Origin of the sequence: Polaromonas sp. (genome assembly GCF_010365105.1) — a bacterium.
GTDB lineage: Bacteria > Pseudomonadota > Gammaproteobacteria > Burkholderiales > Burkholderiaceae_C > Polaromonas.
The window spans coordinates 1-23,566 of the sequence record NZ_JAAFGZ010000043.1 but is presented as its reverse complement, the minus strand read 5'-3'; the positions used below and the strand labels follow the sequence as shown (position 1 = coordinate 23,566).

Annotated in this window: 21 protein-coding genes, 3 tRNA genes and 1 pseudogene; 15 read left to right on the top strand and 10 right to left on the bottom strand. The window is 63.2% G+C overall.

Going from position 1 to position 23,566, the window contains the following annotated elements:
• Positions 1-10: 10 nt before the first annotated feature.
• From thiL to apaG, 9 genes are all read right to left on the bottom strand, one after another.
• Positions 11-997 (bottom strand): thiamine-phosphate kinase, encoded by a 987-nt coding sequence (gene thiL / locus GZ092_RS19145; RefSeq protein WP_293638712.1) that lies wholly within the window; start codon positions 995-997, stop codon positions 11-13.
• A 98-nt stretch (positions 998-1,095) separates the two neighbouring features.
• Positions 1,096-3,072, bottom strand: a complete 1,977-nt coding sequence (locus GZ092_RS19140; protein WP_293638710.1) for a response regulator — start codon at positions 3,070-3,072, stop codon at positions 1,096-1,098.
• A complete protein-coding gene (locus GZ092_RS19135; protein ID WP_293638708.1) occupies positions 3,069-3,515 on the bottom strand; it encodes a response regulator in 447 nt (148 codons plus the stop codon). The genes GZ092_RS19140 and GZ092_RS19135 overlap by 4 nt, the downstream gene beginning before the upstream one ends.
• Positions 3,512-5,866, bottom strand: coding sequence for an ATP-binding protein (locus tag GZ092_RS19130; protein WP_293638707.1), 2,355 nt, complete (start codon positions 5,864-5,866; stop codon positions 3,512-3,514). Before GZ092_RS19130 ends, GZ092_RS19135 begins: the two co-directional genes overlap by 4 nt.
• Positions 5,863-6,561 carry a biliverdin-producing heme oxygenase gene (locus GZ092_RS19125; protein WP_293638705.1) on the bottom strand — a complete coding sequence of 233 codons (699 nt, stop codon included), beginning with the start codon at positions 6,559-6,561 and terminating at the stop codon, positions 5,863-5,865. Before GZ092_RS19125 ends, GZ092_RS19130 begins: the two co-directional genes overlap by 4 nt.
• Positions 6,562-7,147: 586 nt before the next feature.
• Positions 7,148-8,293, bottom strand: coding sequence for a YbdK family carboxylate-amine ligase (locus GZ092_RS19120; RefSeq protein WP_293638703.1), 1,146 nt, complete (start codon positions 8,291-8,293; stop codon positions 7,148-7,150).
• Positions 8,283-9,542, bottom strand: a complete 1,260-nt coding sequence (locus tag GZ092_RS19115) for a cation:proton antiporter (protein ID WP_293638701.1) — start codon at positions 9,540-9,542, stop codon at positions 8,283-8,285. Before GZ092_RS19115 ends, GZ092_RS19120 begins: the two co-directional genes overlap by 11 nt.
• A 194-nt stretch (positions 9,543-9,736) precedes the next feature.
• Entirely contained in the window at positions 9,737-11,701 is a 1,965-nt protein-coding gene (locus GZ092_RS19110; protein WP_293638725.1) for a site-specific recombinase, read from the bottom strand.
• A gap of 22 nt (positions 11,702-11,723) precedes the next feature.
• A complete protein-coding gene (gene apaG, locus GZ092_RS19105) occupies positions 11,724-12,119 on the bottom strand; it encodes a Co2+/Mg2+ efflux protein ApaG (protein WP_293638700.1) in 396 nt (131 codons plus the stop codon).
• A 115-nt stretch (positions 12,120-12,234) separates the two neighbouring features.
• Here apaG and rpe point away from each other — a divergent pair, with 115 nt between their 5' ends.
• Together rpe and GZ092_RS19095 are read left to right on the top strand one after the other, a co-directional pair.
• Complete coding sequence (gene rpe / locus GZ092_RS19100) at positions 12,235-12,927, top strand: ribulose-phosphate 3-epimerase (RefSeq protein ID WP_293638698.1); 693 nt, start codon at positions 12,235-12,237, stop codon at positions 12,925-12,927.
• Between the two features lie 125 nt (positions 12,928-13,052).
• A complete protein-coding gene (locus tag GZ092_RS19095) occupies positions 13,053-13,775 on the top strand; it encodes an HAD-IA family hydrolase (RefSeq protein ID WP_293638696.1) in 723 nt (240 codons plus the stop codon).
• A gap of 29 nt (positions 13,776-13,804) precedes the next feature.
• Here the strand turns inward: GZ092_RS19095 and GZ092_RS19090 are convergent, their stop codons facing one another.
• Entirely contained in the window at positions 13,805-14,392 is a 588-nt protein-coding gene (locus tag GZ092_RS19090; protein ID WP_293638695.1) for a chalcone isomerase family protein, read from the bottom strand.
• A gap of 435 nt (positions 14,393-14,827) precedes the next feature.
• On the opposite strand from GZ092_RS19090, the gene trpE reads away from it, so the two are divergent.
• The 13 genes and pseudogenes from trpE to tuf all read left to right on the top strand — a co-directional run.
• The gene (gene trpE / locus GZ092_RS19085) at positions 14,828-16,327 is read left to right on the top strand and encodes an anthranilate synthase component I (protein ID WP_293638694.1); all 1,500 of its coding nucleotides are present in this window, start codon (positions 14,828-14,830) and stop codon (positions 16,325-16,327) included.
• A 5-nt stretch (positions 16,328-16,332) separates the two neighbouring features.
• Positions 16,333-16,656: a chorismate mutase gene (locus tag GZ092_RS19080; protein WP_293638693.1), complete on the top strand. Its 324-nt coding sequence runs from the start codon at positions 16,333-16,335 to the stop codon at positions 16,654-16,656.
• Positions 16,653-17,237 carry an aminodeoxychorismate/anthranilate synthase component II gene (locus GZ092_RS19075; RefSeq protein ID WP_293638692.1) on the top strand — a complete coding sequence of 195 codons (585 nt, stop codon included), beginning with the start codon at positions 16,653-16,655 and terminating at the stop codon, positions 17,235-17,237. Before GZ092_RS19080 ends, GZ092_RS19075 begins: the two co-directional genes overlap by 4 nt.
• Positions 17,238-17,297: 60 nt before the next feature.
• Positions 17,298-18,344 (top strand): low-specificity L-threonine aldolase, encoded by a 1,047-nt coding sequence (ltaE, locus tag GZ092_RS19070; protein WP_293638690.1) that lies wholly within the window; start codon positions 17,298-17,300, stop codon positions 18,342-18,344.
• A gap of 15 nt (positions 18,345-18,359) precedes the next feature.
• Positions 18,360-19,025, top strand: coding sequence for a LysE family translocator (locus GZ092_RS19065; protein ID WP_293638688.1), 666 nt, complete (start codon positions 18,360-18,362; stop codon positions 19,023-19,025).
• A 37-nt stretch (positions 19,026-19,062) separates the two neighbouring features.
• A complete protein-coding gene (gene trpD / locus GZ092_RS19060; RefSeq protein WP_293638686.1) occupies positions 19,063-20,106 on the top strand; it encodes an anthranilate phosphoribosyltransferase in 1,044 nt (347 codons plus the stop codon).
• Between the two features lie 4 nt (positions 20,107-20,110).
• A complete protein-coding gene (locus GZ092_RS19055; RefSeq protein WP_293638684.1) occupies positions 20,111-20,293 on the top strand; it encodes a hypothetical protein in 183 nt (60 codons plus the stop codon).
• On the top strand, positions 20,286-21,077 hold the full coding sequence (trpC, locus tag GZ092_RS19050; protein WP_293638683.1) for an indole-3-glycerol phosphate synthase TrpC: 792 nt from the start codon (positions 20,286-20,288) through the stop codon (positions 21,075-21,077). Before GZ092_RS19055 ends, trpC begins: the two co-directional genes overlap by 8 nt.
• A gap of 15 nt (positions 21,078-21,092) precedes the next feature.
• Entirely contained in the window at positions 21,093-21,830 is a 738-nt protein-coding gene (locus GZ092_RS19045; RefSeq protein ID WP_293638682.1) for a uracil-DNA glycosylase, read from the top strand.
• Positions 21,831-21,938: 108 nt separating this feature from the next.
• A tRNA-Tyr gene (locus GZ092_RS19040) sits at positions 21,939-22,024 on the top strand.
• 99 nt (positions 22,025-22,123) lie between these two features.
• Positions 22,124-22,197: transfer RNA gene (locus tag GZ092_RS19035), tRNA-Gly, on the top strand.
• A gap of 69 nt (positions 22,198-22,266) precedes the next feature.
• Positions 22,267-22,341, top strand: a tRNA-Thr gene (locus GZ092_RS19030).
• An 82-nt stretch (positions 22,342-22,423) separates the two neighbouring features.
• Positions 22,424-23,566: pseudogene (tuf, locus tag GZ092_RS19025) on the top strand (elongation factor Tu); the annotation flags it as partial.

Here is a 23,566-nt window from a genome sequence, read left to right as displayed (position 1 = left end):
GTTTCCGGGTTCAGGCGAAGTGGTCGAAGGAAGCAAACGCGCCCGACAGGTGCTGGCCTTCGGCGTCCTGCAGGCGCAGGCCGGGTTCAGCGTCGATGCAGCCGATGCGTGTCACGGGCGTGTCGGCCTGGCGCGCTGCAGCCTGCACCGCCTGGCGTGCCGACACCGGGGCGGTGAAGGCGAGTTCGTAGTCGTCTCCGCCGGCCAGCACGAGTTCCAGTCTGTTTTCAAAGGAAATAAGGTCTTTTCCGCAGGCTGTGTGAGCGCAGTCAGCTAGCAAATGGATAGCAATAGAGGTGTCCAGCGTAGCGCCGACGCCAGAAGCCTTGAGGAGATGCTGCAGGTCGCCCAGCAGGCCGTCGCTGATGTCCAGCGCTGCCGAGGCCACGCCGCGCAGCGCCTGGCCCAGCGCAACGCGCGGTGTCGGCCGCTCCAGCCGCTGCCGGGCCTTCGCCAGCAATTCGGCCGGCAGGGCGATGTGGCCGCGCAGTGCTTCGAGCGCCAGCCGCGCATCGCCCAGCGTGCCGCTGACATACACATCGTCGCCGGCCCGGGCGCCCGAACGCAGGAGCGCCTGGCTTTTGCCATGAACCACCGGCACTTCGCCAAACACGGTGATGCAGATGTTCAGCGGCCCTTGTGTGGTGTCGCCGCCGACGAGTTCGCAGCCGTGGGCGTCTGCCAGCGCCAGCAGGCCTTGCGAAAAGCCCTGCAGCCACGTTTCGTTGACACCGGGCAGCGCCAGCGCCAGCGTGAAGGCCATTGGCGTGGCGCCGCAGGCAGCCAGGTCGCTCAGGTTGACCGCCAGTGCCTTGTGGCCCAGCGCGGCTGGGTCCACATCGGCAAAAAAATGCCGGCCCTCGACCAGCATGTCGCTGGAAATCGCCAGCTGCGTTCCCGGTGCGGGCTGGAGCAGCGCGCAGTCGTCGCCCACGCCCAGCGCCGCGCGCGGCGTGGGGCGCGTGAAGTAGCGTGCAATCAAGTCAAATTCACCCATGGCCGCAAGCATAGCGTGGGAGCTACCCGTGTGCGATGGATTCGTTTGCTGCGGCAGGGACGATTTGCCCTGGCTGGTTCAACCTGCCTTGCGCAGCATCATGACAGTTTTTCCGAAACTGCCTTCAGCAGGTTTTCAAGCACGTCAAATTCGGCCGGCTTTGCCATGTGGTGATCAAACCCTGCTTCCCGTGATAACTGCCGGTCACTTTCCTGGCCGTACCCGGTCAGGGCGATCAGCACCATGCCTTCGAGCGTGGGTTCCAGGCGAATCCGCCGGGCGACCCCGTAGCCGCTCAGGCCGGGCAGGCCGATGTCCAGCAGTGCCGCGTCGGGGCGCCAGGCCAGCGCCGCCTCGACCGCGCTCGGGCCATCGTGCACCATGCGGACCTCATAGCCGGAAAATTCGAGCAGCATCTTCATCGTCATTGCCGCGTCCACGTTGTCGTCGACCACCAGGACCCGGCATTGTTTTTTCAGCGGCCCGGCCGGCGCTGCCACCAGCGGTCCCGGCGGTGCGACCCAGGCCAGCATGGATGGCACGCGCACGACAAACTCGCTGCCTTGTCCCTGTACGCTGTGTGCCGTCACGGTTCCACCGTGCAGTTCCACCAGCCGCTGCACCAGACACAGGCCGATGCCCAGACCGCCTTGCGAACGGTCCAGCGAACGCTCGGCCTGCGTGAACAGGTCGAAAACATGCGGCAGCAGCTCGGGCGCAATGCCGATGCCCGTATCCCGGACCCGCAGCACGGCGTCAAGGCCGTCCTGCTGGACGATCAGCTCGATGCAGCCGCCCTCGTTGGTGTACTTGGCCGCGTTCGTGAGAAGGTTGACCACCACCTGCTCCAGCCGGGCGGCATCGGCATGCAGCCAGACCGGCTGCGCGGGCAGGCGCACGGTGAGGTGGTGCCGGTGTTGCGTGATCAGGGGCTGGGCCGTTTCGACCGCCCGATCCACGATGTCGCTTGCGGCGACCTGCTCACGGCGAAGCTGGACCCGGCCGGTGGTGATGCGCGAGACTTCCAGCAGGTCATCGACCAGGTGATTGAGCTGTGCGACCTGGCGCTCGATGATGGCGCAGGCCTGCCTTTGCATCGGGTTTTCGTCCTTCTGCAGGCGCAGCAGACGCACGGCGCTGGAAATGGGCGCCAACGGGTTGCGAAGTTCATGGCCGAGCATCGCCAGAAACTCGTCCTTGCGGCGATCCAGCTCCGCCAGCACCTTGACCTGCTCCAGAGTCTGCAGCTCGGCCTGCCTGCGCACGGTGATGTCGTCGTAAATGATGGCCACCTTGCGGCTTTCAGGTCCGCCGACCCGAAATACGTTGAGTTCGAGCACACGCCTCTGGGCAGGATGGCTGCGTTCAAACTTGACCGGCACGCCGGTGGTGCAGACACTGTCGTAGGCAGCAAGCCATTCTTCGGGCTCGTCCGGCAGCATTTGCCTCATGGTTTTTCCCAGCACGCTGGCCATGCCCGGCTGTGCGGTGAACGCCGGATTGGCGTCGACATAGCGAAAATCCGGAGGCTGGCCTGCCTCTAGCTCGATTTTCTCGATGACGCACAGCCCGTCGTCGATCGAGTTGAACAAGGTGCGGTAGCGCGCCTCGGATTCCTGCAACTCAAGGTTGGCGATTTTTCGCCGGGTCAGCAAATCAAAGCGCTCAATGGAATTTTGCAGCGTTCGGGTCACGCTTTCGGAGGTGGTCCAGCCCTTGCCGATGTAGTCCTGTGCGCCCGCGCGCAGCAGCCGGGCGCCATCGTCATGGTCCGCACCGTGCCAGCCGGTGACGACGACCACCGGGCAGGGCGGCAGGTCCGAACCGTTGCACAGGGCCGCCAGCACTTCATCGGCGTCCATGTCGGGCAGGTGAAAGTCGAGCAGGATGCAGTCAAACGGCAGGCGGTCCGGCCGCGCCGCCTGCTGGTCGCGCACCGCCTGCAAACAGGTGCTGCCCAGTTCTGCTTCTGTGAACTCGAAGCGCGCGTCCGAGCCGCGGAGCAGCATTTGCCGAAGGTCGGCACGGTCGTCGGGGCTGTCGTCGATGAGCAGGATGCGGTAGGTGGTGCTCATGGTTTTTCCCTCAGGGGGCTGGAAGGTAAGAGGGCGCAGCCCAGCCAGTAGCTGAAGATGTCCTGCAGGATTTTCAGGTGTGCCGGGTGGCTGACCGGCTTGGTATGGTAGGCATTGGCATGCATCGCATAGCAAAAATCCATATCGCGCGGGTTGGCCGAGGTGCTCAGCACGACGGTCGGGATGGCGCGCAACTGGCTGCTGGTCTTGATCAGCCGCAAGGCATCGCGGCCATCGTCGCCCGGCGTATTCAGGTCGAGCAGCAGCAGGGCGGGCAGGGGGCTGTGGCTTTGCACCGACGCCTGCAGCATGCCCAGGCATTCGCCGCCGCTGGTCGCGCGGTGCAGGCGGTGGGCAATTCCGGTGCGCCGCGCCGCCTCGACGACGGTTTCAAAATCTTCATCGTTGTCTTCAACCACCATGACCGACTGCGTCGCGATCATCGCGGGGCAGTGCTTGAAGACGGCAGGGTGAAATAGAAGGTGGTGCCATTGCCGGGTGTCGAGTCCAGCCAGATGACACCGCCATGCCTGCTGACCACCTTCTTGACCACGCTCAGTCCGGCACCCATGCCGCCGCCGTATTCATTGCGGCCATGCAGACGTTTGAACATGCGAAAGATCTGTTCGAAATGCCGTTTTGCGATGCCGATGCCGTCGTCACGCACGAAATACACGGCTTGGCCGCCGCTTTGCGGCGGCGCATCAAGCGGCAGGCCCGGCTCGCCAGGCGCCAGGTAGCCGATGTCGATGCGCGGGTGCTCCCGGCGCGTGTATTTCAGCGCATTGCTGATCAGGTTGCTGAAGATTTCGCGAACCTGCACCTCGTTGCAGCGGGCCACCGGCAGCGCCCTGGCCAGCACGATGGTGCAGCGGTTGTCGGCCGGGCGAACGCCGACCATTTCCAGCGCATCGGCCACCACATTGTTCAGGTCGACGTCTTCAAACTCCAGCCGCGTCCGGCCCATGCGCGAGAAATGCAGCAGCGAGTCCAGCAGGCTGTCCATGCGCAGCGTCAGGCGCATCAGGCTTTGCGCCCGCTGCAGGTTCTCGGGGTCAAGCCCCTGGGCACTTTCGACCATCTGGTGCGCATAGCGGTGGATGCCCCGCAGCGGCTCCTTCAGGTCATGCGAGGCCACATAGGCGAAGGCATCGAGTTCTTCGTTGCTGGTGGTCAGGTCCACATTGAGTTCGGCCAGCCGCTCGGTGCGCGCGACCACCAGTTCCATCACCAGCAGCCGCAAGCGCAGGGCGGACTCGATCTCCATGACGCTCCAGGGCAGGGCGCGCGCCTGCACCGATTCGACGAACAGTTCGAACGAGCCGCGCGGCGTCAGGCGTGCGCCGTTGACCCCGGTGGCCACGATCTTGTCGTTCGGGTCGCCTGCCCAGTTGATGGTTTGCGCCGTCTCCGGCCGGAACCACAGGATCAGGTCCTGGCGCAGGCGCGAGACCCGCACGGCCAGCACACCGCTGGCCACGTCGGCAATGTCCGCACCGGCCGGATAGTCGCGCAACAGGGAATCGGTCGCATACACCGGCCGCCCGCCCACGTCCAGCTCGGCGCGCTGGTTCAGCCATTCGGCCAGCGCATCGAGCTGCGCATCTGTCGGTGTCCGGCCCACGCACCACCAACGGCCCATGTGAAAAAGCGCGGCGCCATCGGACTGCATCGCATCGAGCAAGGTCGGCTGGCTGTTGAAAAACGACATCAGGTCGCCGTCCTGTGCGGCTTTGGCGATCAGTTGCTGGTGAACGGCGTCCACCTTGAGCCGGTAGGCCTGCTGCTCGATGGCATCGGTGGATTTCAGCTGGAGTGACACCACCTGGGCGATCAGCTCGCAAGCCGCCCGCATCTGGTGTCCAAAGTACGTCGGCTGGTACTGGTGGCCGACGATCATGCCCCACAGTTCGCCATCGACCAGGATCGGCATGACCAGCGTGGCGGCCACGCCCATGTTGGCCAGGTACTCGGTGTACATCACCGAGGCGCCGCGCAGCGCGCAGTGCGTCATGTCCAGCGCCTGGCCGGTGTCGGGATTGGCCAGCGGCACCAGTTCGACCAGCGGGCCGGCGGCATCCTGGAGCGGACGGACCCAGAGTTTCTTGAAAATTTCACGGGCGGGTTGCGGAATGTCCGTTGCCGGGTAATGCAGGCCCAGCCAGGCCGGCAGGTCGTCCCGCTTGCTTTCGGCAAATACCTCGCCATGCTGGTCGGCATGAAAGCGGTACACCATGACCCGGTCCAGCCCGGTCATGGCGCGCACTTCCGTGGTCACGCGTTCGCAAAACCCGCGCAGGCCGGTGGCCGTTTGCAAGCGCCCCACGGCCGACTTGAGCAGGGAAAAATAATCACGTTCGGCCTGACCCGCCTGCCGCCCGGTGGCCTCGAATTCCAGCACCACCACCCCCTCCGTGGTGTGAACGCATACGTCAAGGGCGGCCTCGCCTTCGCGCGCTTCAAGCGTGAAGGCGTAAAGCACGTTGCGCTCCAGCGATTCGCGCAGCAGCATGTTTTGCAAACAAGCCTGCTGCTGTGCACTGATGACGCGGGTGATGCTCTGGCCGAGCAGTGCTGAAAGGGGAACGCCGAAAAACTGCTGCGTGTTGTCGCTGCCCTGCAAGATCGTCAGGTCGGTCAGGCGCAGCACGAGCAGCGCGCCGTGGGCCTGGATGCATCCCGGCGTCTTGACAGGTTCGCTGTCGCAGGTGGTCAGGGTGGTGCCGTGGCGCAGGATGCTGTACAAGCCATTGGCCCAGGGCAGCGAGGCGGAATCTGGCGAAACGTCGTTCATGGTGTGCCGCCTCTGGGCGTTGGGTAAGGGGGAAACAGCCATTGGCCCAGGGTTTCAAATGTCTGGTTGGCACTGGCAAGAATGTCTTCCTGGGGCCCGCTTTCATCGGCGTTAGCCCTCAGCATGGCGCAAAAGGCCTTCCAATAGCTTCCTGTTCGCGCACCGTACCCATCGAAAAATGCGGCGCCGGTCAACGGCGTGAGCCCCAGATTGGCCTGCAAATGACGGGTGATGATCTGCCCGCCCAGCGTCGCGCCTTCGATGACATAGAGACACCCCAACAACTGCCCCTGGCTGGCGAGCGTTGGCAGGTGCTGGCAACGGGCAAAACCCTGAATGGCATCGGGCGTTTCACCCAATGCCTGCAGGTCTTGCAGCAGTCGCGGGGTTTTATGCCGCCCGGCGTAGTCAAAACCCATGGCATTCCAATAGGGAAGGGCCTGCAATTGGGTTTCCAGCGGCTCGTAGTAGCCCCAAAACAGCTGCAGAAACTGCAGATAGCGGGCCCGGGACATGTCCGCATTCAGCAGGGGCAGCCGGGATTCAAGTGCTGTATGGCGCGAACCGGTGGCTTCTTTCAAACGTTTCAAAATCATATTCTTGGGCCAAATTTGGGCTGCGTACTGTCGCGCAAGCCATGCGGCAAAGTTGGTGCCATTGAGTAATGCCTGTAACACTGTCGGCAATTCAGGCACTGCTGAATTTGTTTTGTGGTGGCGTAGGAGATGGCTTTTGAAGCCATGGTGCTGTGTGCAGTTTCGTTGCGTTTGTAGACAGCTCTCACCCCGGCGGGCAAAGCCCTTTGTTTTTGCTTACGTTTGGCTTGTTGCCGATGAAAGCATCAATGTCTGAATAAGTGCCTGTCAGCATTGCGCATGAGCATGTTTTAACCTGTTTTTTTTGCTTGGCCATGGCGTTGAATGAATGGCCTGTTGGAACCGGTCCGTTACCTGGCGAATGACTTGGGTCAGCAGGATTTTCTCTTCCTGGCGCTTGCGCAATCAGCGGGCATTGCTGTCGTTGGGCTTGACGCTACGTCGTGGCGGTAGATTCACGCAATGGCGGAAACGCTTTACGTGGCGTCGCCGCGGACGAGTTTGCAGCCAGGGTGGTCTGCCAGTGCTTGATGCTTCCTTGGCTTGGGGGTTTTTGTGGTTTATTTGTTGCTGGGTTAACTTTGTTTGGTTTTGCTGGCCGGGCAACCCCTGACCCGCCCAACCCAAAAAAGCCAACCAAGCCACCAACCATCAGCCACCAACCATCAACCGACCAGATGAGCAATCAAGAAAATCGACCCGGCTCATGGTCCACGCCGCCCCGGAACCGATCCGCCGCCTGGCGGATGACTTCGGCCAGCAGCCGTTCCTCGCCCTGGCGCTCACGCAGCCAGCGGGCGTCGTTGTCGTTGCGCTCGACGCTGCGCCGCAGCAGGTCGATGGACGCGCTGGCGCCCACGCTGGCGGCGTGCTGTTCAATGCGGTCCATGGTCAGCAGGATGTGTTCGCGCAGCGGCATGTGGCCGCCTGTGGCGGGGTCCACATACACCGCGTCCAGGCCGAAACGGCAGGCCTGGAAACGGTTGTAGGTATAGACCAGGTAATCGTCTTCAGCCGGCATGAAGGTGTCATCGTTCATGAACCAGCAGCCCAGCGACTGCACATAGCCGGACAGTGCCGTGGCGCGCTCGATGGTCAGCGGCGTGTCGAAGACGCGGATTTCAATCGTGCCGAACTCCGGCTTGGGCCGGATGTCCCAGTAAAAGTCCTTCATGCTTTTCACCACGCCGGTGTGCGCCATCTTGTTGAAGTACACCGTGAATTCGTCCCAGGTCAGCGCAAACGGCGCGCGCCCCGAGAGCGGAAAGGCGAACACCGAGTTCAGCCGCGCCGAGTCAAACGCCGTATCCTGACCCTGAACATACGGGCTGGAGGCCGACAGCGCGATGAAGTGCGGGATGTAGCGCGACATGCGGTGCAGCGTCAGCAGTGCGGTGTCGGCGTCGGGACAGCCGATGTGCACATGCTGGCCAAAAATGGTGAACTGCTTGGACAGGTAGCCATACAGCTCGGACAGTTCGCGAAAGCGCGGCTTGTCGTAGATGCGGCGCTCGTGCCACTGCTGGAACGGGTGCGTGCCGCCGCCGACGATGGCAATGTTGAGCTTGTCGGCGCATTTGACAAGCGCGTCGCGGATCTGCGTCAGCTCGCCCAGCACCTCGGACGAGGTGTGGCACACGCCGGTCGAGACCTCGATCATGCTCGACGTCATCTCGGGCACCACCGCGCCGGGCAGCGGGATCTTGGTCATCAGCCGCAGCATGTCCTCGGCGTAGGGCGCCAGGTCGTAGTCGTGGGTGTTGACGAGCTGCATTTCCAGCTCCACGCCCAGCGACAGGGCGGCTGATTTTTCAAAGTGTTCAAGACTCATGGACAGGTCCGGTTGAAGCAGCGCGCACCACCGGCGCCCAGGGTTTGGAGCATTCGCCGGCGCGATAAAGCGCCACGGTGGCGAGCACGGCGCCCAGCACTTCCATCAGCAGGATGGCCGGCAGCGCCACCATGGCAACCTGGCCGCCGATGGGGCCGGACGCGGCAACATACTGTGACACCAGCAGCAGCGCGACCGATGACATCGGCGACATGGCACAGCCGACCCACAGGCTTTGCTTCCAGCTGGCGCCGCTGCTGGCATTGCCCAGCGACACGCCGGCCACCTTGGCCACCATGCGCACCAGCACCAGGCCGATGACCAGGCCGGCGACCGGCCGGCTCCAGTCGGCCTGCGCGGCCACCACCGACACCAGCACGAACATCAGCATGGTGAGCATCGACGAGGCGGTGCCCATCTGCCGGGGCCAGGACCAGGGGCGCGGATTGAGCTGCTTGAGCAGCATGCCGCCCAGCAGCGCGGCCAGCGGCGCCGAGCCGCCAAAGTTGGCTGCCAGCGCGGCGCCGGCGGCAATCAGGGTGAGCAGCAGGATGGCGGTGTTTTCGCTGGTGGGACTCATCACCCGCAAGGCCGCGCGCAGCACCAGCGCCAGCACCGCGCCGACCACCACCGACAGGCCCAGCACCACCAGCACCGGCATCAGCGTATTGGACAGGCCGGCTTCGCCGCGTGGCAGCATGCCGGCCCTGGCGCTGCACAGCGTCAGCGCGTACAGGCTGCTCAGCGTGGACAGCGCCAGCGCCCGCTCGGTGACCGGCCCGGCGGCCCGCGTGTCGATGGCCACGCGCGAGAGCACCGCCGGCGATGCGGCCATGGCCACCAGCGCCAGCGACTCGGCCACCACCGGCGGCATGCCCAGCAGGCTGAGCAGCCAGCGCACGCCCAAAAAGGTCAGCGCCGATTCGGCTACGCTTTGCACCAGCAGCATCGGGTTGTGGCGAAACCAGCGCAGCGAAATGCGCCCGCCGGCCTCGAACAGCACCACGGCCACGCCCAGTTCGAGCAGGAACAGGCCGGTGCCCTGCAGCGGCCAGGCTGCTCCGGTAAAACCGGCCAGGCCGGCAAAGGCGCCGACGGCTGAATAGCCGATGACCTTGGGCAGGCCGGTGTAGCGGTTGACCAGGTGGCCGGCAGCGGCGGCCAGCGCCAGCAGGATGGACCATTGCACGGTGGGCAGTCCGGCCGAAGGCTTGATCCATTCGGCCCAGATGGCCATAAGTTCATTCATAGGGTAGTGTCTCCACGCGATGATTGGGGCCTGAACTGCCGGGGAAGGGCGGGTGCCCGACGGCAGGCCCGGCCTTGAAAAAGCCTCAAACCGGTCAGTAAAACCGGTGTGCGCCAAGGAGGGAAACAACAATGTTTCTTAAATTTACAGTCCTTGTCCAAGTCTTCATGTAGAACAAGTGCGAATCGCCTATGTTAACGGGGGATGAAAAAGCTCAGGGGCTGGCCGCGCCAGCGCGCCCAGATAGCCGAGCGGATGCGGGCGCGGTCGAGCTTGCTGACGTTGTGCGCCTGCAGCGCCAGGCGGAAGGCAAAGTAAAAACTCACGCTCAGGTTGAGCGCGCCAATCAGTGGAATCGACGCCACGCTCCACCAGAACGCTGCCTGGCGCAACGCCTCCAGCCCGAGTGATGCGCCGGCGGCGGCCAGTTGCCCGGTGGACAGGGTGACATGGCGCAGTTCCAGCTCAAGGCCGAAAAAGCCGGTGAAAGAGGGAATCAGCCCGAGCATGAACCCGAGCGAAATGTTGGAGGCAAAGCCCGAGATGTGCTCGCGCATGAAAACCGACCAGCGCGCCGCGCGCTCGTTGCCCAGCACGGCGGTAAAACGCGGGTTGTGCCGCAGCGCGGAGTCCAGCCGGTGCAGCACGAAGGCATTTTCGGCCCAGCCCGCAATCATGCTCGCCGTGAACAGCACCACGCCGGTAAAAGCCGCCCAGAGCAGCGTCGGGCCGAGCAGCGTGAGGGATTCCAGCACATGCCGGGCGCTGTCCGCGCCGATCATCGGGCGGCCGAGCGCCAGTTCGATTGCCGCATTGACCAGCAGCACCGCCGGCACCACCATGAAGACGTTGCCAAACACGGCCGCCACCTGCGAGCGCACCAGGTGCGTGACTTCATCGACAAAGTCTTCCAGGGTCGCGGTCGATTCGTCCGAATCGATGTCCTTGAGCTTGGCCGCCATGGCTGGCGCGGTCATGGCCGGCTGCTTGGTGGCCAGCGTGAAATGCAGCAGCTGGATCAGGATGAACGAGGCGGCATAGACCACGCCCGCCCAGAAACCACTCCAGAACGCCGACAGGCCGATGCCCACGACCATGAATTTCAGCAGCGTCGTCAGCGCGGTGACGGCGCCGCCGCCCATCGCCTTGCCGAGCATTTCCTTGTAGTCGGCGCGGTTGCGTGTGATGTAGTGTTCGCCGGTTTCAGCGCTGCGCTCGGCCATCTTGGCCGACAGCAGGGTTGAATTGGCACTGATCAGGGCGCCGATGCTCTTGCCTTCCTGCGCAATCGTGACGCGGCGCGCCAGCAGCTTGAGCGCGGCCATCGCCGGTTTGGCCGACAGCAGGGCTTCAAGCAGTTCGCGCTGGCGCAGCATGCGGGCGCGCAACTGGCGCAGGCGGAACACCATGCCCAGGGAAATGCCGTTTTCTTCCAGATGCGCATAGATGCTGTTGACGGCCTGCCGGCAGGCATCGAGCCGCTCGCGGTACTGCCTGACGGCGGCCTGCAGCGCCACCGCGTCAGGCACCGGCTGGAAAAACGCCGTGCGCAGTTCCTGGACATCGGCGGGCAGGGCATGAAAGGCCCTGGCATGCGGGCTGGCCCGGTTCATGCGCAGCCGTAATTCCGGCGCAAAACCGGTGGCCCGGATCTGTGCCGTGCAGTAGGTCAGGGCGTCCATCAGGCTGTAGTGCCAGTCCCGGGTGCCCTGCGCCAGGTCGGCCGACAGCAGTGCGGTGAGCTGGTTGACCTGCGACTCTTCGAGGGCGCTCATCCACTGGACATCGAAGCGCGCCGTCGCCACCAGCGGAAACAGCTCCGAGGCGTCGGTGGTTTCCGGCGTGCCGGGCAGCAGCTTGCGGCGCAGGCGCTCGGCCAGTTCGCTGACAAAGGCGGTGCGCGGCGCAAAGCCGAAATCCGCCAGCAGCGGCGTGATGTCCACCGTGTGGGTCAGGGTGGCCCACCAGGCCTGCAAGCGGGAGCGTAGTTCCGGCTGCCTTTGCACGGCGTCGATGAAGGCCTGCACCCGCGACACGGCGGCCTGGACCGAGGTCCGGTCGCCGCGAATCCATTCGAACAGCTTGACCAGCCAGACATGCCGGTCGGCCAGCCCGGCGTCCGGGTCCAGCGCCCCCAGCAGCCGGGCCAGTTCCTTCATCGCAGAGTTCGCTGCCACCCGGTCAATGCAGGACGCGCCCGGAAGGGCCGTTGCCGTCGGTCGCTTCCAGTACAAACAGGGGAACCGCCGCTTCGAAGCGCTCGCCGTCCTCGGCCACGCAAAAATAACTGCCGTGCATGGTGCCGCTGGCGGTGCGCAGGCGCGAGCCGCTGGTGTACTGGAAGGATTCGCCGGGCTTGAGCAGTGGCTGCTGGCCGACCACGCCCAGGCCCTTGACCTCTTCGGTATGGCCTTTGGCGTCGCTGATGATCCAGTGCCGCGAAATCAGCTGGGCTGGAACCTCACCGGTGTTGGTCACGGTCACGGTGTAGGAAAAGCCGTAGATTTCCCGGTCCGGGGCTGACTGTTCAGGCAGGTAACGGGGGGAGACATCGCAGGAAAATTGGTATTTGGGCATGGCATGGGCGGCAGGAAAATCGGTTGGCCGTGATGTTAACCGCCCCGGGTTGACGCTGTCTGACTGCCGGACTTGCCCCCGGTTACCCTTGCTGCTTGCTGCGACAATCCTGTGCATGCCCCACACCACGCCCACTTACCGCATCGCCCCGTCCCTGTTGTCCGCCGACTTTGCCCGCCTGGGCGACGAGCTCAAAGCCGTCATTGCCGGCGGCGCCGACTGGATTCACTTTGATGTGATGGACAACCATTACGTGCCGAATTTGACCTTCGGGCCCATGATCTGCCAGGCGCTCAAGCCGCATTGCCAACGCGCCGATGGCTCCAAAGTGCCGATTGACGTGCACCTGATGGTGCAGCCGGTCGACAGCCTGGCCGCCGCCTTTGCCGATGCCGGCGCCGACCTGATCAGCTTTCACCCTGAAGCCTCAGGCCATGTCCACCGCAGCGTGCAGGCCATCAAGGCGAAAGGCTGCAAGGCCGGGCTGGTGTTCAACCCGGCCACGCCGCTGGACGTGCTGGACTGGACGATTGACGACATCGACCTGATCTTGATCATGAGCGTGAACCCCGGCTTTGGCGGCCAGAGCTTCATCGACTCGGCGCTGCGCAAGGTCGAGCAGGCGAGGAAGCGCATCGACGCTTCGGGCCGGGACATCCGCCTGGAAGTCGATGGCGGCATCAAGATCGATAACATCCGCCGCGTGGCCGATGCCGGCGCCGACACCTTCGTCGCCGGCAGCGCCATTTTCGGCAAGCCTGACTACCAGGCGGTGATGGACGCGATGCGGGCGGCGCTCAAGGGCTGAACGGGTTGCGAGGCGCTCCTGGCCCGCATGCGTTGTGGCTGGAGACAATGGTGGCTGGCCAGCCAGATACTGCTGATCCGGCCTGCGGGCACAATCAGCCCTCCCTTGCTCAACCGAATCATTTGATGACAACTCCTGTTTGCCTGCACTCCGGCCGCTACGATGCGGCCATCGTCGATCTGGACGGCACGATGGTCGATACCCTGGGCGACTTCGTGGTGGCGCTCAGCTTGATGCTGGCCGACGTGTTGCCGCCCGAATACGCGGGCGCGGCGCTGGATTCGGCCGATGTGGGCCGCATGGTCGGCAAAGGCTCCGAACATCTCGTGAAATCAGTGCTGAATCATGTGCTTGCGCAAGCAGGGCGGGCAGATGCAGCTATTGATTCGGTAGCAATCTACGACCACGCCCAGGCCAGCTACCAGCGGCACTATGCGGCTGTCAACGGCCAGCATTCAACGCTTTATCCGGGGGTGCTGGAAGGCCTGGACACGCTGCGCAAGAGCGGCTTGCCACTCGTTTGCCTGACCAACAAGCCACTGGCCTTTGCCCGCATCCTGCTCAGGCGAAAAAAACTGGACGGGTTTTTTTGCGAAGTCTTTGGCGGCGATTCGTTCGAGCGCAAGAAGCCCGACCCGCTGCCGCTGCGCAAGGCCTGCGAGTTTCTGGGAACACTGCCGGCGCGCACGCTGATGATTGGCGACTCCAGCAACGACGCCCGGGCGGCGCGGGCGGCGGGCTGTCCGGTGCTGCTGGTGACCTACGGCTACAACCATGGCGAGCCGGTGCGCGGCGTGGACGCCGACGGCTTTGTCGATTCACTGGCTGAGTTGTCCGGACAGCACTGAGCTTTCAGCGCCGCCGGAGCCGGACGGCTTCAGGCCGCCTTGCCGAGCAGTTCGTCCTTGAGTTTCCAGTCGGCCGGCTTGTTTCCCAGCCAGATGCGCAGCATGGCGTTGTAGAACTCGACTTCCTTGATCGGCTCGCCCTGCGGCTTGCCCTTGACCGAGATCACCGTGCCGGTGCCGGGTATCCAGTCGATGGTGAAGCTTTCACCCGGCAGCATTTTTTTCTGGTCTGAAAACACCTGGCCCATCTTGACCAGGCCCGGAATCAGCCTGGACATTTCGGTTTTCGGCGCGTTTTCCTCGAAAGCCTTGGTAAAGCTCTTGCCGAGCTCATTGGAATCGATCTCGCGCAGCAGCGTGATGCTGATGCGCTTGGCGCCAGGGGCTGCAAAGGCTTCCTCCGGGGTAACGGCCTTTTTTTCAAGGTACAGCGCCGCGACATAGACCTTGAAGACGGCCTTGTAGCGGATGCCGGCACCATTGAGCGGCAGCCTGGCACCCGCCAGCTCCACCGGATCGGCGAGCTTGATGCCCGACACCTCCACAGGGGCCGCCAGAAGGCCTGCCGACAACATCAGTGCGGTCAGGCCCGCCAGGCAGCGATTGGTCAAAGTCATGAAGAGGCTCCTGAAATTTGAAATAGAACGGTCGTTCGTTTACAAGGCCATTGTGCGGCCCGGACCGGCCCGCCGACAACAAGGGTTTGCCATGAGGGATGCAGATCGCGCACTGCTGCCCTGTGACTTTTTTAACGCTTGGCCAAGGCCTGCGGCTGTTTGCTACACTTTGGCCAGCATGTCCATCCAACACATCGTTCAAACAGCTTTTACAAGCCGGGGAGCCTGGCTTTGGCGCCCCTGTCATTTCCGGCACGACTGAGGCGCGCATGGCTCATTGCCTTGAGCCTGCAATGCCGCTGGCAACGCTGCCACCTCCTGAATTGATGCGCTCGTGCCCTTCGCAAGCGCATTTCGGCTCCGGACTTAGGGGCATTTTGAATCACGGAAGACCGCGTTTTTGACACGCGGCGCCCTTCCGCAAAAGGACACACAGTGATGACCGAACTTGAATTCAAGAGCCTTGCGGCACAAGGCTACAACCGCATTCCGCTGATGCTCGAAGCCTTCGCCGACCTGGAAACCCCGCTGTCGCTCTACCTCAAGCTGGCCCATGCGAAGGACGGAGGAAAGTACAGTTTTTTGCTCGAATCGGTGGTCGGCGGCGAGCGTTTCGGCCGCTACAGCTTCATCGGCCTGCCGGCGCGCACGCTGCTGCGCTCTTCGGGCTTTGGTCTTGAGGCCGTCACAGAAGTCGTGACCGATGGCCAGGTGGTGGAAACCTCACGCGTCAATCCGCTGGATTTCATCAGCGACTACCAAAAACGCTTCAAGGTTGCGCTGCGCCCCGGGCTGCCGCGCTTTTGCGGCGGCCTGGCGGGCTACTTCGGCTATGACGCGGTGCGTTACATCGAGAAAAAGCTGGAAAGCACCTGCCCGCCCGACACGCTGGGCTGTCCCGACATCCTGCTGCTGCAATGCGAGGAACTGGCGGTGATCGACAACCTGTCGGGCAAGCTCTACCTGATCGTCTATGCCGATCCGGCGCGTCCCGAGGCTTATGCCAACGCCAAGAAGCGCCTGCGCGAACTCAAGGAACAGCTCAAATACTCCGTCAGCGCGCCCATCGTCAAGCCAAGTCAAGGCTACCCGGCCGAGCGCGAATTCGCCAAGGCCGACTACATCGCCGCCGTGGAACGCGCCAAAAAGCTGATCGAAGGTGGCGACTTCATGCAGGTGCAGGTCGGCCAGCGCATCAGGAAGCGCTACACCGAGTCGCCGCTGTCGCTGTACCGCGCACTGCGCTCGCTCAATCCGTCGCCCTACATGTATTACTACCATTTCGGCGACTTCCATGTGGTCGGCGCGTCGCCCGAGATCCTGGTGCGCCAGGAGCAGGTCGAGCAGGGGCAAAAAATCACCATCCGCCCGCTGGCCGGCACCCGGCCGCGCGCCTCGTCCATTGAAGCCGACAAGGCTGCCGAGATTGAGCTCATCAACGACCCGAAGGAGCGTGCCGAACACGTCATGCTGATCGACCTGGCGCGCAACGACATCGGCCGCATCGCCAAGACCGGCACGGTGAAGGTGACCGAAGCCTTTGCCGTCGAGCGCTACAGCCATGTGATGCACATCGTCAGCAATGTCGAGGGCATCCTGAATGACGGCATGACCAGCATGGATGTGCTCCGGGCGACCTTTCCGGCCGGCACGCTGACCGGTGCGCCGAAAGTGCATGCGATGGAGCTGATCGACCAGCTGGAGCCGAGCAAGCGCGGCCTGTACGGCGGCGCCTGCGGCTACCTGAGTTATGCCGGCGACATGGACGTGGCGATTGCGATCCGCACCGGCATCATCAAGGATCAGGTGCTGTATGTGCAGGCCGCCGCCGGCGTGGTCGCCGACTCGGTGCCTGAACTCGAATGGAAAGAAACCGAAGCCAAGGCGCGCGCCCTGCTGCGCGCCAGCGAACTGGTTGAAGAAGGTCTGGAGTGATCACCATGACGCTGATCCATCAGGTGGAACATTGCGACACCATGGCCGACGTGCGCCGGAACATCGATGCGCTGGACACACGCATCGTCGCGCTGATGGCCGAGCGCAGCGGCTACATCGCCGAGGCGGCGCGCATCAAGCAAAACGCCGATCAGGTGCATGACCAGGCGCGCATCGACTTCATCGTCAACCGGGTGACGGCCATGGCCAAGGCGCAAGGCGCGCCCGAAGCCATCATTGAAGCGGCCTACCGCGCGATGATTGACGCGTCCATTGAATTTGAGCATGGCGAATTCAAGCGCCTGCGCCAGGAAGGAAGCACGCCATGAAACTTTTGATGATCGACAACTACGACAGCTTCACCTACAACATCGTCCAGTATTTTGGCGAACTTGGCGCCGAGGTGGAAGTCTTTCGCAACGACGAGATCACGGTGGCGGAGATTGCCGCCAAACTGGACGCCGGGCAGCTCGACCGGCTGGTGGTCTCGCCCGGTCCGTGCTCGCCGGCCGAGGCGGGGATTTCGGTGGCGGCGATTCAATACTTTGCCGGCAAGCTGCCGATTCTCGGCGTCTGCCTGGGCCATCAGGCCATAGGCGCAGCGTTTGGCGGCAAGATCATCCGGGCGCAGGAACTGATGCACGGCAAGACCAGCGTCATCACGACCACGCAGCAGGGCGTGTTCGCCGGCCTGCCCGAGCAGTTCACCGTGAACCGCTATCACTCGCTAGCGATTGAAAAATCGACGTGTCCTGACGTGCTGGAAGTCACCGCCTGGACCGACGACGGCGAGATCATGGGTGTGCGGCACAAGTCGCTGCCGATCCAGGGCGTGCAGTTCCATCCCGAATCCATCCTGACCGAGCACGGCCATGCGATGCTGAAAAACTTCCTGGAGCAGCGCGAATGATGGACGGTACTTGTTTGATAGCTGTTTGCGTAGATGCAGCCTGCGGAAAAGGCCAAAATCATGCATAAAACAGTTGATTTGCGCAGCGACACGGTCACGCAGCCGACGCCAGCCATGCGCGACGCCATGCTGGCCGCCCCGCTGGGCGACGATGTGTTTGGCGGTGACCCGAGCGTCAACGCCTTGCAGGAAAAAATCGCTGGTCTGCTGGGCTTCGAGGCCGCGCTGTACGTGCCCACCGGCACGCAAAGCAACCTGTGCGCCATCCTGGCCCATTGCCAGCGTGGCGACGAGTACATCGTCGGTCAGCAGGCGCATTGCTACCGCTGGGAAGGCGGTGGCGCGGCGGTGTTCGGCAGCGTGCAGCCGCAGCCGCTGAACCACCAGCCCGACGGCACGCTGGCGCTGGATGAAATTGACGCGGCCATCAAGCCCGACGACGCGCATTTCGCCCGCACGCGGCTGCTGGCGCTGGAAAACACGCTGGGCGGCAAGCTGCTGCCGTTCGACTATCTTCGGCAGGCGACGCAACTGGCGAAAAACCGGGGACTGGCCCGGCATCTGGACGGTGCGCGGCTGTTCAATGCCGCCGTGGCGCAGGCGCTGCAAACCGGCAGCGATGCCTTCACCGAAGCGCGCCGCATCGCCGGGTGCTTTGACAGCGTGTCGGTGTGCTTCAGCAAGGGGCTGGGCGCGCCGGTCGGCTCGGCGCTGTGCGGCTCGCGTGAGTTCATTGCACGCGCTCACCGCATCCGCAAAATGGCCGGCGGCGGCATGCGCCAGGCCGGCATGCTGGCGGCAGCGGCCTCGCATGCGCTGGACCACCATGTCGTGCGGCTGGCGCAGGACCATGCGCTGGCGCAGCGGCTGGCCGACGGGCTGGCGGGCATCCCCGGGCTGCAGGTCGAGGCGCCGCAGACCAACATCGTGTTCGTGGACCTGACCGGCGCCGCGCGCAACCAGTCCGCCGCCTTGCTGCAGCATCTGGCGGCGCACGGCGTTCAGGCTACCGGGCTGTACCGCCTGCGGTTTGTCACCCATCTCGATGTCGATGCTGCCGGCGTGGACAACGCGGTTGCCGTGATCCGCCAGTTTTTCAATTCCTAAACCCGGAGCCAGTCCATGGGCATTGACCACCTTGCGCTGTTTGTCGTCGCCGGCCTCGTGCTCAACCTGACGCCCGGCCCCGATGTGCTCTACATCGTGACCAATGCGCTGCGTTCGGGCGCCCGCGCCGGGATCGTCGCGGCCCTGGGCATCACGGCCGGCTGTTTCGTGCATATCCTTGCCGCGGCGGTTGGCGTGAGCGCGTTGATGGCGGCGTCCGCCACCGCTTTCACGCTGCTCAAATGGGCGGGCGCGGCCTATCTGGTATGGGTCGGCCTCCGAATGCTGTTGGCACGCGCGCCCGCGCCAGATGACCAATTTGCTATGAATTCAGTAGCTGGTGGCGCTTATGGAACAAGCGCAAAAGCCCTGAAACGTATATTTTTTCAGGGTTTCTGGACGAATGCGCTCAATCCCAAGGTCGCGCTGTTTTTTCTGGCCTTCGTGCCGCAGTTCATCGCGCCCGGGGTGCAGCACAAGGCGCTGGCGTTTTTGCTGCTCGGCCTGCTGTTCAATTTCAATGCCCTGTCGGTCAACATCGGCTGGGCATGGGCCGCTGTCTGGATGGCCGGGCGCCTAACGTCCGTCCGGCATGCCATGCAGGGGCTGGAGCGCGCCGCCGGCCTGATGTTCATCGGGTTCGGCCTGAAGCTGGCCTTTACCGATCATCCGGCGAACTGACTTTCACCTCGATAAAAAAGCCGAACAGGAAACCCCCATGCCCCACAGCCACAAGATCACCGCCAGCGAAGCGCTGCAACGCACCATTGAGCACCGCGAGATTTTTCACGACGAAATGCTGCACATCATGCGACTCATCATGAGCGGCGAAATGTCCCCGCTCATGACAGCAGCGCTGATCACCGGCCTGCGCGTCAAGAAGGAAACCATTGGCGAGATCACTGCCGCCGCGCAGGTGATGCGCGAGTTCTCGACCAAGGTGCATGTCGCTGACAAGACGCACCTGGTCGATATCGTCGGCACCGGCGGTGACGGCTCGCACACCTTCAACATCTCGACCTGCGCCATGTTCGTGGCGGCCAGCGCCGGCGCCCGGGTCAGCAAGCACGGCGGGCGCAGCGTCAGCAGCAGCTCGGGCAGCGCCGACGTGGTCGAGTCGCTGGGCATTTCGCTCAAGCTGTCGCCCGAGGCGATTGCCCGCTGCATCGCCGAAGTGGGCGTCGGCTTCATGTTTGCGCCGAACCACCATCCGGCGATGAAGAACGTCGCGCCGGTGCGCAAGGAACTGGGTATCCGCACCATCTTTAACATCCTCGGCCCGCTGACCAATCCGGCCAGCGCGCCGAACATCCTGATGGGCGTGTTCCACCCCGACCTGGTGGGCATCCAGGTGCGCGCGCTTCAGCGCCTGGGCGCCGAGCATGCGCTGGTGGTCTATGGCAAGGACGGCATGGACGAGGTCAGCCTGGGCGCGGCCACCGTGGTGGGCGAACTCAAGGACGGCGAAATCACCGAATACGAAATCCATCCCGAAGACTTCGGCCTGTCGATGGCCGGCAACCGCGCCTTGCGGGTTGAAACGCCCGAGCAGTCCAAGGCCATGCTGTTGGGCGTGCTCGAGAACCAGCCGGGCGCGCCGCGTGACATCGTGATCCTGAATGCCGGCGCCGCGCTGTATGCAGCCAACGTCGTCAATTCGATGAAGGAGGGCGTGGAGAAAGCCCGCACCGCTATCGAATCAGGAGCCGCCAAGGCTAAACTGGCGCAACTGGTCGCCTTCAGCCAGTCGGTCGGGGCTTGAGGCCATGTGGCGCGATCCCGGTGCCTGGATCGCGCTCGGCGTGTCCCTGGTGTTCATCGTCGCCGGATTTGTCATGCACCGCGTTTTCCTGAAAATTCTCAAAACCGGCTCACCCGAGCCGTCCGTTCCACCCGCCGGGCAGGTCCAGCCACCGCCGGCACCCCCATCACTGGAATCCCATGAGTGACATTTTGAACAAGATCATTGCCGTCAAGCGCCAGGAAGTCGCCGACGCCCTCAACCGCAAGCCGCTGGCGGCGATGCGCCAGGACGCCGAGTCGCGCGTCCAGACCCGCGACTTCGTCGGCGCCCTGCGCGCCAAAATTGCGGCAGGCAAACCGGCCGTGATTGCCGAAATCAAGAAGGCCAGTCCGTCCAAGGGCGTGCTGCGCGCCGACTTCATTCCCGCCGACATCGCCCAGAGCTATGCCGAGTCCGGCGCTGCCTGCCTGTCGGTGCTGACCGACCAGCAGTTTTTTCAAGGCAGCATCGACTACCTGAAGCAGGCCAGGGCCTCATGCAGCCTGCCCGTGCTGCGCAAGGATTTCATCATTGACGCCTACCAGATCTATGAATCGCGCGTCATGGGTGCGGACTGCATTTTGCTGATCGCCGCCTGCCTAGACGATACGCAGATGAAGGCCTTCGAAGCGCTGGCGATGTCGCTCGACATGGCGGTACTGGTCGAGGTCCATGACGAGGCGGAACTGGAGCGTGCGCTCAAGCTGAAAACGCCCTTGATCGGCATCAACAACCGCAACCTCAATACGTTTGAGGTGTCGCTGGACACCACGCTGCGTCTGATGGGTAAAGTGCCTGCCGAGCGCCTGCTGGTGACCGAGTCGGGGATCATGACGCCGGCAGACGTCAAGCGCCTGCGGGACGCCAACATCAACGCCTTCCTGGTCGGCGAAGCCTTCATGCGCGCCGATGAGCCGGGCGAGGCGCTGGCCGAACTGTTTGGCGCATAGGCAAAGGAGGATGTGATGGCGCAGGAGGAATTTCCCCCAAGGCCTGAGGTCGAAGATCCAGGCCAGTTGATGAGCGCTGATGGGTCGAAGTGGCCGGTTTCGCCAGATTGGAAACCGGTCGTGGACGCATTTTTTGCCAGCGCCACCGGTCTAAAGCTGTTGGCTTTTTTACGCGGTCGGCTTGAAGCCGGCGCAGTGATCTTTCCGCCCCGTCCTTTGCGTGCGCTCGAACTGACGCCAGCCAGCCAGGTGCGCGTCGTCATCCTTGGCCAGGACCCGTACCACGGCCGCGGCCAGGGCGAAGGACTGGCGTTTTCTGTGGCGCCCGGCGTGGCACTGCCGCCCTCGCTGCGCAACATCTTCAAGGAATTGCAGCGCGACCTGGGCACGCCACCGCCGAAGTTCCCGGTGCCCGGCGGCAGCCTGGTCAACTGGGCCACCCATGGCGTGCTGCTGATCAACACCTGCCTGACTGTGGAAGAGGGCAAGCCCGCCAGCCACGCAGGCAAAGGCTGGGAAATGCTGACCGACAACGTGATCCGCCAGGTATCGGGGGGTGATCATGCTGTGGTGTTCATGCTCTGGGGTGCGCACGCACAGTCCAAGCGTGTCCTGATCGACGAAGCGCGGCATAAGGTGCTTGTGGCCAACCATCCCTCTCCGCTGTCTGCCATGCGCGGGCCATTGCCCTTCATCGGCTGCGGGCATTTTTCGCAGGCGCGCGAGTGGCGCATCGCGCATCCGAAGGCCTGAACGCCAGTTCGTGAATGTGTCCGACAGTGTTTGAAATATTAAAGCTGGGTTGTTAACGAGAGTTGTCTTTTTTTGAAAAAGAGTGGCATAATCCGTGATTCGCTTGAAGGATGGGTGTCCGAGTGGTTAAAGGAGGCAGACTGTAAATCTGTTCGCTAACGCGTACGCTGGTTCGAATCCAGCCCCATCCACCAAATCTGGTCGATTCTCGAAAGTTTGCGTTGCAGCTTGAAGGTCTTGTGCAGGTTTTGGGTTTAAGGTAAATCGAGTGTGAGTTGATCTGGCAGGGCTGTGCGGGAGTAGTTCAATGGTAGAACCCTAGCCTTCCAAGCTAATGACGCGGGTCCGATTCCCGTCTCCCGCTCCATGTGCTGCGGCACTTGGGAATTTGCAGGTCAGCATTGCATCGTTTGCCGCAAGAGGTTTTTTGAATTCAGCCCATTTGGCTCAGTGGCAGAGCACTCCCTTGGTAAGGGAGAGGTCCCGGGTCCGATTCCCGGAATGGGCACCATTTTCGAGTCGGTTGCAGTACATTTTTTGACGCAGCCGGCATTGGTTTTGTTAAGTGGTTTTGTAACTTTTCGGAGTTGGAAATGGCAAAAGAGAAATTTTCGCGGACCAAGCCGCACGTAAATGTCGGCACGATCGGCCACGTTGACCATGGCAAGACCACGCTGACGGCAGCGATCGCGACCGTGCTGGCTTCCAAGTTTGGCGGCGAAGCCAAAGGCTACGACCAGATCGATGCAGCACCGGAAGAAAAAGCGCGCGGCATCACCATCAACACCGCCCACGTGGAATACGAAACGGCCAACCCACGTTGACTGCCCGGGCCACGCTGACTATGTGAAGAACATGATCACGGGCGCTGCACAAATGGACGGCGCCATTTTGGTCTGCTCGGCCGCTGACGGCCCAATGCCCCAGACGCGCGAGCACATCCTGCTGGCCCGCCAGGTCGGCGTGCCTTACATCATCGTGTTCCTGAACAAGTGCGACATGGTGGATGACGCCGAACTGTTAGAGCTCGTCGAGATGGAAGTGCGCGAGCTGCTCGACAAATACGATTTCCCTGGCGACGACACTCCCATCATTCACGGCTCGGCCAAGCTCGCCCTCGAAGGCGACAAGGGCCCGCTGGGCGAAGAAGCCATCATGAAGCTGGCTGACGCACTGGACAACTACATTCCTCTGCCAGAGCGTGCAGTGGACGGCGCCTTCCTGATGCCTGTGGAAGACGTGTTCTCGATCTCCGGGCGCGGCACTGTCGTGACCGGCCGTATCGAGCGCGGCATTGTCAAGGTCGGCGAAGAAATCGAGATCGTCGGTATTGCCGATACGCAAAAGACCATCTGCACCGGCGTGGAAATGTTCCGCAAACTGCTCGACCAGGGCCAGGCGGGCGACAACGTCGGCATCTTGCTGCGCGGCACCAAGCGTGAAGATGTCCAGCGCGGCCAGGTGCTGTGCAAGCCCGGCACCATCAAGCCACACACGCACTTCACCGGCGAGATCTATGTCTTGTCCAAGGACGAGGGCGGCCGCCACACACCGTTCTTCAACAACTACCGCCCGCAGTTTTACTTCCGTACCACGGACGTGACCGGCGCGATCGAGTTGCCAGAAGGCAAGGAAATGGTCATGCCCGGCGACAACGTGTCGATCACGGTCAAGCTGATCAACCCGATCGCCATGGAAGAAGGTCTGCGTTTCGCCATCCGCGAAGGCGGCCGTAC